The 12099-nt window shown below is 74.9% G+C and carries 10 protein-coding genes; 5 read left to right on the forward strand and 5 right to left on the reverse strand.

The features are described 5' to 3' along the window. Positions 1-2 precede the first annotated feature (2 nt). The 4 genes from E1266_RS14480 to E1266_RS14495 all read left to right on the forward strand — a co-directional run bounded on the left by E1266_RS14480 (position 3) and on the right by E1266_RS14495 (position 5104). Positions 3-992, forward strand: a complete 990-nt coding sequence (locus E1266_RS14480; protein WP_207945643.1) for an LLM class flavin-dependent oxidoreductase — start codon at positions 3-5, stop codon at positions 990-992. A gap of 73 nt (positions 993-1065) precedes the next feature. Beyond that, positions 1066-2067 carry a hypothetical protein gene (locus E1266_RS14485; protein ID WP_132047074.1) on the forward strand — a complete coding sequence of 334 codons (1002 nt, stop codon included), beginning with the start codon at positions 1066-1068 and terminating at the stop codon, positions 2065-2067. A gap of 93 nt (positions 2068-2160) precedes the next feature. Continuing rightward, on the forward strand, positions 2161-3663 hold the full coding sequence (locus E1266_RS14490; RefSeq protein ID WP_132047076.1) for a PucR family transcriptional regulator: 1503 nt from the start codon (positions 2161-2163) through the stop codon (positions 3661-3663). Between the two features lie 13 nt (positions 3664-3676). Next, positions 3677-5104, forward strand: a complete 1428-nt coding sequence (locus E1266_RS14495; RefSeq protein WP_132047078.1) for an aldehyde dehydrogenase family protein — start codon at positions 3677-3679, stop codon at positions 5102-5104. Positions 5105-5110: 6 nt separating this feature from the next. On the opposite strand, the gene E1266_RS14500 is transcribed toward E1266_RS14495, so the two are convergent. From E1266_RS14500 to E1266_RS14515, 4 genes are all read right to left on the reverse strand, one after another. Further along, on the reverse strand, positions 5111-6160 hold the full coding sequence (locus tag E1266_RS14500) for an alpha/beta hydrolase (RefSeq protein WP_132047080.1): 1050 nt from the start codon (positions 6158-6160) through the stop codon (positions 5111-5113). 103 nt (positions 6161-6263) lie between these two features. After that, positions 6264-6884, reverse strand: a complete 621-nt coding sequence (locus E1266_RS14505; RefSeq protein WP_132047082.1) for a hypothetical protein — start codon at positions 6882-6884, stop codon at positions 6264-6266. 129 nt (positions 6885-7013) lie between these two features. After that, positions 7014-7637, reverse strand: a complete 624-nt coding sequence (locus tag E1266_RS14510) for a class I SAM-dependent methyltransferase (RefSeq protein WP_132047084.1) — start codon at positions 7635-7637, stop codon at positions 7014-7016. Next, positions 7634-9106, reverse strand: coding sequence for a carboxyl transferase domain-containing protein (locus E1266_RS14515; protein ID WP_132047086.1), 1473 nt, complete (start codon positions 9104-9106; stop codon positions 7634-7636). The genes E1266_RS14510 and E1266_RS14515 overlap by 4 nt, the downstream gene beginning before the upstream one ends. A 79-nt stretch (positions 9107-9185) precedes the next feature. On the opposite strand from E1266_RS14515, the gene E1266_RS14520 reads away from it, so the two are divergent. Beyond that, positions 9186-10628, forward strand: a complete 1443-nt coding sequence (locus tag E1266_RS14520; RefSeq protein ID WP_132047088.1) for an amidase — start codon at positions 9186-9188, stop codon at positions 10626-10628. Positions 10629-10637: 9 nt separating this feature from the next. Here E1266_RS14520 and E1266_RS14525 read toward each other — a convergent pair whose 3' ends face one another. Next, the gene (locus tag E1266_RS14525; RefSeq protein WP_132047090.1) at positions 10638-12002 is read right to left on the reverse strand and encodes an ATP-binding protein; all 1365 of its coding nucleotides are present in this window, start codon (positions 12000-12002) and stop codon (positions 10638-10640) included. Positions 12003-12099 lie beyond the last annotated feature (97 nt).

The raw sequence follows: 12099 nt of genomic DNA on the forward strand, positions 1-12099 counted from the left end.
GTATGAGCGTGTCCTTCTCCGTCCTCGACCTCGCGCCCGTCGTCAGCGGCGGCACGTCCGCCGAGGCGCTGCGCAACACCCTCGACCTGGCCCGGCACACCGAGCGGCTCGGCTACCACCGGTACTGGCTCGCCGAGCACCACGCCATGCCCGGCATCGCCAGCTCCGCGACGGCCGTGCTGATCGGGCAGGTCGCGGCGGCGACGTCGACGATGCGGATCGGCTCCGGCGGGGTCATGCTGCCGAACCACGCGCCGATGGTGGTCGCCGAGCAGTTCGGCACGCTGGAGGCGCTGTACCCGGGACGCATCGACCTCGGCCTCGGCCGCGCCCCCGGCACCGACCAGGCGACCGCGCGAGCGCTGCGGCGCTCCCCCGACGCCCTGTCGGTCGACGACTTCCCCGAGCAGGTCATCGAGCTGCGCGACTACTTCGGGGCGGACAGCAAGGTCACGCCCGCCGCCGGGAACGAGCCGCCGATCTGGCTGCTCGGGTCCAGCGGGTACAGCGCGCGGCTCGCCGGGCTGCTCGGGATGCCGTTCGCGTTCGCGCACCACTTCAGCGCCGCGAACACCGAGCCGGCGCTGCGGCTGTACCGCGAGTCGTTCCGCCCCGGCGCGCTGGACGAGCCGTACTCGATGATCGGCGTCTCGGTCACGGCCGCCGAGTCCGACGAGCGGGCGCGGGAGCTCGCGATGCCGCAGGCGCTGTCGTTCCTGCGGCTGCGGCAGGGGCACCCCGGCCCGCTGCCCACCCCGGAGGAGGCGGCGGCGTACCCGTACACGCCGCTGGAGCGGCAGATGATCGACTCGCGGCTGGCGGAGCAGGTGGTGGGCGCCCCGGAGACCGTGCGGAAGGAGATGGACGCGCTGATCGAGCGGACGGCCGTGGACGAGGTCATGGTGATGACGCAGGTCTTCGACCACGCCGACCGGCTGCGCTCCTACGAGATCCTCGCCGGCCTGTACCGCACGTCGTTCGAACCGCGCTGAGCCGCACCGGGCGGCTGTGCCACGCGATGCGGGGCTGGTCCGTCCGGGCGCGATCCCCCTAGCCTGGGGTGCCATGGCCGGTGAAACGATCACCCCCCGGGAGCCGGTGACCGTCGACATCGGGAACGTGCACGCCCGCCAGATGGTCGTGGGGGGCACGGTCGCCGGTGCGTTCGGCCTGATCGCGCTCGCGTCCGCCATCACCGGGAACGTGGACGGCGGGACCGGCGTCCGGATCGCCGCGTTCGTGCTCGGCCTCGTCTTCACCCTGATCGGGGTCCTGCCGCTGCTCATGTGGCGCGTCGCGTTCCGGCCGCGCCGCCTCGTAATCGACGGCGAAGGGCTGCGCTGGCACGACCCGCGAGGAAGTCCGTGGGCGGTGGGCTGGCCGGAGCTGTCCCGGGTCACGTTCTCGTTCCCGAAACCGGACACCGGACGGCCGGGCGTGCCGAGACCGGTGGAGCTCTTGCTGCGCCCGGCTGAGGCGTCCTTCCGCGACGCCCATCCGGAGATGGCGCACCTGGCCGTGGAGACGGGGTGTGAACCGGGTGTCGTCTACCGGCTGCCGCTGGGGCACGCCCAGTCCGCCGTCGGCCCCATCGACGAGGCCCTGACGGCCTTCGCGCCCGGCCTCTACTGCCGCAGGGGCGTCCGGACGGTCAGGCGGCGCGCCCGGCCCCGGGCCGTCGAGGTCAGTGTGGGGATTCTCGCCGCATACTGGATGGCCGCCGTCGCCGGGGCCGTCGTGCAGGGGACGGCACACGACCTCAAATCCGCGGCGATCATGATCTTCTGGACGCTGGCCGCCGGGATCTGGTTCATGCGCATCCTGGCGGGCGGCCCCCTGGCCGTCGGGCGCATGGCCCAGTTCGGCACCGCCATCGGCGTGGTGCTCCTCGCCGGGATGGTCATGCTCGCCTTCGTCCTCATCCCCGCCAAGCAGGACTTCCAGATCAGGGACCTCTGGGTCTTCCTGCCCGGACTGGGGGCCGGTGGCGGCCTGCTCCTCGCCGGCCGCCTGCTCGCGCGGCGCGATGTCCGGGAGTGGACCGAAAGCCGAGGCCAGGGCCGGTGACATCCGTGGCCGGCCCGCGGCCGCGCCTACGATGGACCGTACGGGACGGCGAAATGCGTCCCGCGAAGTAGACACCCTGCACAGAGGATGGCGATGCCGCCCACCCTGGCCTCGGTCGCCGCGCTGCCGCAGCTCGGCCTGCGGTCGCTGACCGGCCCGCTCCCGGACACGGCCGTCGTGTGGGTCGCGGTCAGCGAGCTGGAGGATCCGACGCCGTTCCTGGAGGGCGGTGAGCTCCTCCTGACGACGGGCATGCGGCTGACCCCGGCGGGCGCCGCCGGGTACGTGTCGCGGCTCGTCGGGCGCGGTGTCGCCGGGCTCGGGTTCGCGGTCGGGGTCATCCACGACACCGTCCCGGGCGAGCTGCTCGCCGCGGCCCGCGACCAGGGGCTCGTCCTGCTGGAGGTGCCGCGCCCGACGCCGTTCATCGCCGTCGGCAAGGCGGTGTCGCGGATGCTCGCCGCCGAGTGGTACGAGGACGTGACCCGCGCGTTCCGGGCGCAGCGGGAGCTGACCCGCGCCGCGCTCACCGGGCGGGACGCGCTGGTCGCCCGGCTCGCCCGGCTGCTCGGCGGCTGGGCGCTGCTGCTCGACCCGGCCGGCGGCGTCCTGCACGCCGCACCGGCGTCCGCCGCCCGCCGCGCCGGGGCGCTGACGCCCGAGCTGACCCGCCTACGGAGAGCGCCGGGGGCGCGGGGCGGCGAGCCACCGGCGGCGCGGAGCACCGGCGCGCCGTCCGCGAGCGTGGCGCTCTCGCTGCCGGGCGAGCACATCGCGGTGCAGCGGATCGGGCTGGGCGAGCGGCCCCGCGGGTTCCTCGCCGTCGGGACCGGCGCGCCGCTCCCCCACGTCGCGCACACCATCGTCGGGGCGGCCGTCGCCCTGCTGACCCTCCAGTCGGAGGCGCCGCGGACCGGCCGCGACCTGCGCGCCTCGCTCGCGGCGCTGCTGCTCGGCCGCCCGGCGGACGGCCCGGCGGTGCCGCGCGGCCCGGTCCGGGTGCTGGCCTGCGCGGGCGGCGCGGCCGTCCTGGACGCGCTGGAGTCCGACCCCGCCGCCGGACGCGGCCTCGCGCTGCCGCTGGACGGCTACGTCGCCGTGGTCGTCCCGGACGAGGCGAGCGGCACCGTCGAGTCGCTGCTCGCGGGCACCGGCCCCATCGGCGTCAGCGACCCGGCCGCGGCGGACCTGCCCGCCGCGCTCCGGCAGGCCGGCGACGCGCTGGCGGCGGCCACCCGCTCCGGCCGCGACGTCGTGCGCCACTCCGAGCTTCCCGGGCAGGGCGTCCTCGGCCTGCTCGACCCGCGGCCGGCGCGCGCCTTCGCCGACGCGCTGCTCGCCCCGCTCCGCGCGGAGGACCTGGTAGGCACCGTCCGGGCGTACATCGCGGCCAACGGGCAGGGCGAGGCGGCGGCACGGGCGCTCGGCGTCCACCGGCACACCCTGCGGTCGCGGATGCGCAGGGCCGCCGAGCTCCTGGGCCGCGACCCCGACGACCCGGCGGTCCGCGTCGAGCTCTGGATCGCCCTCGCCGTCATGTCCAATGAAGAGTCTCCGATTCGACATCGTGGAGACTCGCAATCGTCCGCGCCGTAGGTAGCGTGAACGCATGAACGCGACCCCATTCTGGCTGGCCGGCCGGCCCGAGACCGGTGACGGCGAGCTGACCGTTACGCATCCCTACGACGGCCGGGTGGTCGGGACGGTGGCCGTGCCGACGCCCGCCCAGGTGGAGGAGGCCATCGCCGCCGCGGACGCCCTCCGCAAGGACGCCGCGGCGCTGCCGCTGCACGTGCGGGCCGACGCGCTCGCGCACGTGTCCGCGCGGATCGCCGAACGCGCTGAGGAGATCGCCCGCCTGATCACCGGCGAGAACGGCAAGCCGCTGCTGTGGGCGCGCGGCGAGGTCACCCGCGCGATCTCCACGTTCCGGTTCGCCGCGGAGGAGGCCCGCCGGTTCGGCGCCACCGTGCAGCGGCTCGACACCGATCCCGCCGCCGAGGGCCGGATGGCGTACATCACCCGCGTGCCGAAGGGCCCGGTGCTCGGGATCTCGCCCTTCAACTTCCCGCTGAACCTCGCCGCCCACAAGATCGCCCCGGCGATCGCGGCGGGCACCCCGATCGTCCTCAAGCCCGCGCCCGCGACCCCGCTGTCGGCGCTGCTCCTCGGCGAGCTGCTCGCCGAGACCGACCTGCCCGCCGGGATGTTCTCGATCCTTCCGGTCCCGAACGACCGGGCGCCCGCCCTCGTGGACGACCCGCGCCTGCCGATCGTGTCGTTCACCGGATCGGTCCCCGTGGGCTGGGCCATCCGGGACCAGGCGCCCCGCAAGCACGTCACGCTGGAGCTGGGCGGCAACGGCGCGGCGGTCGTCCTGCCCGATGCCGACCTCGACTGGGCCGCCGGGCGCATCGGGCTGTTCTCCAACTACCAGGCCGGGCAGAGCTGCATCGCCGTCCAGCGCGTGTACGTCGACCGGTCCGTGTACGACGCGTTCCTGCCGAAGCTCGTCGACACCGTCGCGTCGCTGGTCACCGGCGACCCGTGGGACGACAAGACGCAGGTCGGCCCGCTGGTCAGCGAGGAGGCCGCCGAGCGCGTCGAGTCCTGGGTGGACGAGGCCGTCGCGGCGGGCGCGAAGGTCCTGACCGGCGGCACCCGCGAGGGCGCCGCCTACGCGCCGACCGTGCTCGCCGACGTCCCGGCCGACGCCAAGGTCGCCCGCGAGGAGGTCTTCGGCCCGGTCATGCTCGTCCAGCCGGTGGACGGCGTCGACGAGGCGTTCGAGCTCGTCAACGACTCCAAGTTCGGCCTCCAGGCGGGCATCTTCACCCGCAACCTGGACATCGCGTTCCGCGCGCACCGCGAGCTGGACGTCGGCGGCGTCGTGATCGGCGACGTCCCGTCCTACCGCGCCGACCAGATGCCGTACGGCGGCGTGAAGGACTCGGGCGTCGGCCGCGAGGGTCTCCGGTCGGCCATGGCCGACTACACCGAGGAGAAGGTCATGGTCTTCACCGGCCTGCCGCTCTAGCCGCCTCTAGGCGCGTCCCCGGGGCCCCGCGTACAGACCGGTGCGCAGGGCCCCGGCCGCCTCCGACAGCGCCTCCTGGAACCGCCCGCCGAGCGGCCACATGTTCGCGAACCCGTGGATGAGGTCCTCCTGCCGCCGCAGCGCGACCGGCACCCCGGCGTCCGCGAGCCGCCCGGCGAACTCCTCCCCCTCGTCCCGCAGCGGGTCGAAGCCCGCGGTGACCAGGTAGGTCGGCGGGAAGCCGGCGAGATCCTCCGCCAGCAGCGGCGAGGCCATCGGCTCGGTCCTGCGCTCCGGCGGGCAGTAGTGGTCGCTGAACCACGTCATGTCGGCGTCGGTGAGGTAGAACCCCTCCGCGAACAGCTCCCGCGACCGGCGCCGGGCCGACAGGTCGGTCGCCGGGTAGAACAGCAGCGCGAAGTCGGGCCTGCGGTCAGCGAAAAGGGACACGACCGACGCGAGGTTGCCGCCCGCGCTGTCCCCGCCGACCGCGATGGCCTGCGGGTCGGCCCCGAGCTCCGCGGCGTTCTTGACCGCGTACTCGTACGCCGTGCGGGCGTCCTCGGCCGCCGCCGGGTACCGGTGCTCGGGCGCGAGCCGGTAGCCCACCGACAGGACCCGCACCTCCGCGTGCACCGCGAGGTACCGGCACACGGTGTCGTGGGTGTCGATGTCGCCGATGACCCATCCGCCGCCGTGGTAGAAGACGAGGAGGGGCGACCCCTCCGGCAGCGCCTTCGGCGTGTAGAGCCGGCCCGTGACGGTGTCCGCGATCGCGACCTCCCGCGTCCGCACCGGACGGCCGGGCTCCCTGCCGAGCATCTCCTTGGCCCGCGCGAGCCCCGCGCGCGCGTCCTCCGGCGACCCGCCGCCCAGCGACCGCTGGTCGAGCTTCGACATCAGCAGGAGGAGCTGCGCGTCCAGGGCCAGCTCCTGCCCGTCCTGCCGCACGGGCGGCCCGGCGATCAGGCGCCGCAGGGGGCGGGGCAGCCCGAACACGGCACGGAGCACGGCACCGGCCGCCGCGGGCGAAATCAACTCGGTCAACTGCGGCATGCGATCCTCCAAGCCCAGGGGGTCCCGCCAACCGTACTCTCCGGTAGTCCGGGGGCACACCCCGCCGTGCGCGCCGCCGGGCCACCGGGAACGGCCCGCCGGGTCAGGTGCCCGAGCGGGTGCGGCGGCGGTAGTAGGCGTAGGTCACCGCGGCGAGCAGCGGCCCCCACGCCACCAGCGGCACGTACGAGACCACGCCGATGACGCCCTTCCAGTCGTCGAAGTTGAGGGGGAAGCCCTCCGGCAGCGGGCGTCCCTGCATGGTCTCCTGGAAGAGCAGGAAGTTCCCGACCGCCGCCGTCCACAGCACGGTCAGGAACGCGGCGCCCGCGGCGGCCGGGACCACCGCGGCGGAGACGGGGACGCGGCGTCCGCGCAGGCCCGGCATCCACCGGGGGAACACCTCGCCCCAGCGGGCGATCAACCCCACGGCGGTGAAGGCCACCGCCTCCGACAGGACCGAGAGCAGCACGACGTAGAGCTCCATGGGGAACCAGCCCGGAAGGTCACCGTTCACGTCGCCCTCCATGAGGACGCCCTCGGCGATCGGCAGGTGGAGGGTGAACACCGCGACGCGCCACAGCCCGGAGGGCAGCACGACCAGCGGGACGGCCAGCGCTGCGATCCGCGCCCAGCGCGGGACGCCGGGAACGGGGTCGTGGGCCGCCGCCCATGCCGCTCGCAGCCGCCCGGCCGCAGCCGGGCGTGTTGCCAGTACGGTCATCGCTGTCTCCTCAGGCTCGGTTCTCTCCCGGCAACCAAGGTCACAGCTCTGACCGCCCGTCCGGATCACCCACCGGACGCATCCCGCTCCCCCGCGCGGGGGACCCGCCGGAGGGACGGACCCGCGGCCCTACGCGGGTTTGCGGAGGAGCAGGTTCGCCGCCGGGAAGCGGTCGTGCTCGGCCGGCTCGCGGATCAGGCGGGCCACCTCGGTCAAACCGGCGTCGCGGAGCAGGGCGGAGAGCCGTCCCGGCGGCCAGCGGTGGGCGCGGACGACCTTGTGGTCGAAGGCCAGGGGCGCGTCGCCGCCGCAGGTCTGGAAGGCGATCAGGACGTGCCCGCCGGGCGCCAGGACGCGGTGGAACTCGGCGAACACCGCCGGGAGGTCGCCGGGGTCCAGATGGATGACCGAGTACCAGGCGAGGATCCCGCCGAGCCCGGCGTCCGGCAGGTCGAGGGCCGTCATCGTGCCCTCCGCGAAGCGGAGGTCCGGATGGTCCTTCCGGGCCAGCGCGATCATCTCCGGGGACAGGTCGACGCCGAACGCGGGGAGCCCGAGCGACGCCAGGTGGGCGGTGACGTGGCCGGGGCCGCAGCCGAGGTCGGCGACGGGGGCGCCGCTGCCCCGCACCAGCTCCGCGAACGCGGCGATCAGCGCGCGGTCCACGGGCAGGTCGTCGAGGATGTCGCGGAACATGTCGGCGTAGCGGGCGGCGACGGCGTCGTAGCCGGCCCTGATGGCGGGTTCGGTCATGCAGGGGGACGGTACCGGGCCTGCCGGGCGGCCGGGCCGCCGGGAACCAGGCCGGAGAGTCCCCGCTCCACGGCGGCTGCCGCGCGGCGGCAGAACGCCTCGGACTCCTCCGCCGCGTCGGGGTGCTCGGGGACGAGTTCGTCCGCGAAGCCGTCGCGCAGGAGGTCCGCGGAGCGGACGCCCTGGGCCGCCGCGACCTCGTCCGCCCGCGCGGTGGTCCGGTGGACGATCAGCGAGGCGCCCTCGGGCGGGAGCGGGGACAGCCACGCGTGCCGCGCCACGAGCACCCGGTCGGTGGGCAGCAGCGCCAGCGCCGCGCCGCCCGTGCCCTCGCCCAGCAGCAGGCAGAGCGTCGGCGACGGGTGGGTGATCAGGTCGGCCAGGCAGCGGGCGATCTCGCCCGCGAGGCCGCCCTCCTCCGCCTCCGCCGACAGGGCGGCGCCCGGCGTGTCGACCACGGTGACCAGCGGCAGCGACAGCTCCGCGGCCAGCCGCATCCCGCGCCGCGCCACGCGCAGCCCGGCGGGGCCGAGGGGGTGGCCGCCGCGCTGGCTGCTCCGGTCCTGGCCCACGAGGACGCAGGGCGCGCCGCCGAAGCGGGCCAGCGTGAGGAGCATCCCCCGCTCGGCCTCCCCTTGGCCGGTGCCCGAGAGGGGTGTCACGTCCGTGGCGCCATGCCGGAGGAGTTCGCGGACGCCAGGACGGTCCTGGCGCCGCGACCGCTCGATCGACTCCCACGCCGCCGTCTCCGGGAGGGCCTCCGCGGGAGGAGGGGGCGGAGCGGCCGGAGGCGCGTCCCCGCACAGGACGTTCAGCGCGCGGGACGCCACCTCGGTGAGGTCGTCGATGCCGACCACGGCGTCCAGCAGCCCCTTGGCCGCGAGGTTCTCCGCGACCTGCACGCCGGCGGGGAACGGCTCCCCGTACAGGCCCTCGTAGACGCGCGGCCCGAGGAAACCGATCAGCGCACCCGGTTCCGCCGCCGTCACGTGCCCCAGCGACCCCCAGGAGGCGAACACCCCGCCGGTCGTGGGGTGCCGCAGGTAGACGAGGTACGGCAGCCCGGCGGCGCGGTGCGCCCTGACGGCGGCGGTTATCCGGGCCATCTGCACGAACGCGGCGGTGCCCTCCTGCATGCGCGTCCCGCCGGACGACGGCGCGGCGACCAGCGGCAGGCCCTCGGCGGTGGCGCGCTCGACGGCGGCGACGATCCGGTCGGCGGTGGCGAGGCCGATCGAGCCGGCGAGGAAGCGGAACTCGGAGACGACGAACGCGACCCGGTGGCCCCGCAGGCGCCCCTCGCCGGTGATGACGGCCTCGTCGCACCCGCTGCGCTCGCGGGCGGCGGCGAGTTCCGCCCCGTAGGGCGACGCGGGATCCGGCCCGGCGGGCGGGGCGTCCCACGACGTCCAGGTTCCATCGTCCAGCACACGGCGCAGCAGCTCGCGCGCTCCCACCCGTTCCGTCACGCGACCATCATGACCGCATGGCCAGGTCAGCCGCCGCGCGGGGGACACTGGAGGGGCCTCCGGAGAAGGGAAACACACGGTGTCCGATGAGATCCACACGGTGTCCGATGAGATCCACTTCGCCTCCGCCCGCGATCTGGCCCGCCGGATCCGGGCCAGGGAACTGTCGGCGCGGGAGGTCGTCCAGGCGCACCTCGACCAGATCGAGCGGACGAACCCCGAGGTCAACGCCATCGTCACGCTGATCGCGGAGGACGCGATGCGGCAGGCACGGGAGGCGGACGAGCGGCTCGCCGCCGGGGAGCGGCCCGGTCCGCTGCACGGCCTGCCCGCCGCGCACAAGGACACCCACGCCACCGGGGGCATCCGCACGACGTCCGGGTCGCCGATCTTCGCCGAGCACGTGCCCGACGCCGACGAGCTGGTCGTGGAGCGGATGCGGGCGGCCGGGGTGATCACGCTCGGCAAGACGAACGTGCCGGAGTTCGCCGCCGGATCGCACACGTTCAACCCGCTGTTCGGGCTGACCCGCAACCCCTACGACCCGTCCCGCTCGGCGGGCGGCAGCAGCGGCGGGGCCGCGGCGGCGCTGGCCTGCGGCATGCATCCGCTCGCCGACGGCAGCGACATGGGTGGGTCGCTGCGCAACCCCGCGTCGTTCTGCAATGTCGTCGGGTTCCGCCCGTCGCCGGGCCGGGTGCCGTCGTGGCCGGTGCCGGCGGGCTGGGCGACGCTCGGCGTGCAGGGCCCGATGGCGCGCGAGGTGGCGGACGTGGCGCTGCTGCTGTCGGTGCTCGCCGGACCCGACCCGCGCAGCCCGATCGCGCTGGAGACGCCCGGCTCGGTCTTCGCGGCGCCGCTCGGCCGCGACCTCGCCGGGCTGCGCGTCGCCTGGTCCCCCGACCTCGGCGGGGCCGTCCCCGTCGACCCCGCGGTCACCGGCGTCCTCGAACCGGCCGCGAAGGTGTTCGAGGAGCTCGGCTGCGCGGTCGAGGAGGCGTGCCCCGACCTCTCGGGGTCGGACGAGGTCTTCCGGACGCTGCGCGCCTGGCACTGGGACATCGCGCTCCGCCCGCTGCTCGACGAGCGCCGCGCGGACTTCAAGACCTCCCTCGCGGAGAACATCGACGCGGGGCGCTCCCTCACCGGCGCCGACCTCGGGCGAGCCGAAGTGCTGCACACGGCACTGTTCCACCGGGTCCGGGAGTTCTTCGAGCGGTACGACGCGCTGCTCCTGCCGGTCAGCCAGGTGCCGCCATTCGACGCCGCACTTGAGTACCCGGAGGAGGTCGCCGGGCAGCCGATGCACGACTACCTGGAGTGGATGCGGTCGTGCTTCCTGATCTCGGCGACCGGCTGCCCGGCGCTGTCGGTGCCCGCCGGCTTCACCGGGGACGGCCTGCCGGTCGGGCTCCAGATCGTCGGGCCGCACCACGCGGACTTCGCCGTGCTGCAGATCGGGCACGCGTTCGAGCAGGCCACCCGGCACGCGTGGCGCCGCCCGCCGCTCGCCGCCGGGTGACCGGCCCGGTCAGGGCTCGTCGAGCGGGATGCGCAGCACGAACCGCGCGCCCCGGTCGCTGTCGGCGGCGACGAGCGTCCCGCCGTGCGCGCGGGCGATGTCGCGGGAGATCGTCAGCCCGAGGCCGGTGCCGCCCTGGTCGAGCTCGCGGCTCTCGGCGAGCCGGTGGAACCGCCAGAAGATGCGCTCCCGGTCCTCGGGGGCGATCCCGGCACCGTCGTCCAGCACCTCCAGGACGGCGTGCGACTCGGACACGGCAACGGTCACCCAGATGCGCGACGCGGCGTGCCGCTGGGCGTTCTCGACCAGGTTCGTCAGCACCCGGACCAGGTGGTGGGGCGTGGCCCGGACCATGGCCCCCTCCACTGTCTCGACCTCGACGGGGACCCTCCGCTCGCGCTGCGTCACCTCCGCCCGGACCAGCGCCCCGAGATCGATCCGCTCCCGCCCGACGTGCACGCCCGCACCGAGCTTCGCCAGGATCAGCAGGTCGCTGACGATGCCCTGCAGCCGGTCCGCGTCGGCGAGCGCCGCGCGGGCGACCGCCGGCCAGTCCTCGTCCTCGGGCTGTTCGAGTGCCAGCTCCAGCTGGGCGCGCAGTCCGGTGAGCGGGCTGCGCAGCTCGTGCGAGACGTCCGCGACGAAGCCGCGCTGCCGGTCGAGGACGTCCTCCAGCCTGCTCAGCGTCACGTTCACCGACTCCGCCAGCTCCGACACGTCGTCGTTCGGGTGGGGGACGGTCACGCGGCGGTCCGGGGCACGGCCGGTGATCTCGGCGAGCTCGGCGCTCATCTCCCGCACCGGGCGCAGCGCCCGCCGCACCGACAGCGACACGATGTAGCCGACCGCGGCGGTGCCGATGACCACCACCGCCATGAGCGAGCCCATGAACGAAGCCCGGAACTGGCTGAACTCGTTGATGGCCGTCCCCGCGTGCACGATCCGCCAGCCGCCGCGGGACCACACGCGCTGGGTGACCAGGTAGACCTCGCCTTTGCCCGGGATCTCGATCGTGTCGTAGACGGGGTCTTCCGGTACGCGCGGTTCGGGTACCTGCAGCGGGCCGTACCCCTCCAGTTGACCGCTGCTGGCGAGCACGACGCCCACGTCGTCCACCACCTGCAAGAGCGTGACTTCCGGGTCCAGGACGCGCAGCCGGCCCCGCGGGTCGCTCGTGCGGACGAGCGCGGACAGCTCGTTGACCGCGGCGACCCCCTGATCGTGCAGGCCGTCGTACACGGTGGACCGGACGACCTGGTAGAAGATCACGGCACCGGCCGCCAGCAGGAGGGCGACGAAAAGGGTCGCGATGGCGGTCACGCGGGTCCGCACCGACCAGCGTGACGGCGACCACAGGTCCCCGATGCTCCGCACCCCCGCGCCCCCGGACGGTGCCGCACGCTGCAGGGCGCCGCGCGGGCACGCGACACGCCGTAGCGGTTTCTACGCAAATCTACGGCCCCAGCTATAT

Origin of the sequence: Actinomadura sp. 7K534 (assembly GCF_004348575.1) — a bacterium.
In the GTDB taxonomy this organism is placed as follows: domain Bacteria; phylum Actinomycetota; class Actinomycetes; order Streptosporangiales; family Streptosporangiaceae; genus Spirillospora; species Spirillospora livida.

Bases quoted from the DNA above. Each gene is read 5' to 3' on its own strand.
- E1266_RS14485 (WP_132047074.1), top strand. From the start codon at position 1,066: ATGGCCGGTGAAACGATCACCCCCCGGGAGCCGGTGACCGTCGACATC.
- E1266_RS14510 (WP_132047084.1), bottom strand. From the start codon at position 7,637: ATGACCGAACCCGCCATCAGGGCCGGCTACGACGCCGTCGCCGCCCGC.
- E1266_RS14500 (WP_132047080.1), bottom strand. From the start codon at position 6,160: ATGCCGCAGTTGACCGAGTTGATTTCGCCCGCGGCGGCCGGTGCCGTG.
- E1266_RS14505 (WP_132047082.1), bottom strand. From the start codon at position 6,884: ATGACCGTACTGGCAACACGCCCGGCTGCGGCCGGGCGGCTGCGAGCG.
- E1266_RS14495 (WP_132047078.1), top strand. From the start codon at position 3,677: ATGAACGCGACCCCATTCTGGCTGGCCGGCCGGCCCGAGACCGGTGAC.
- E1266_RS14490 (WP_132047076.1), top strand. From the start codon at position 2,161: ATGCCGCCCACCCTGGCCTCGGTCGCCGCGCTGCCGCAGCTCGGCCTG.
- E1266_RS14480 (WP_207945643.1), top strand. From the start codon at position 3: ATGAGCGTGTCCTTCTCCGTCCTCGACCTCGCGCCCGTCGTCAGCGGC.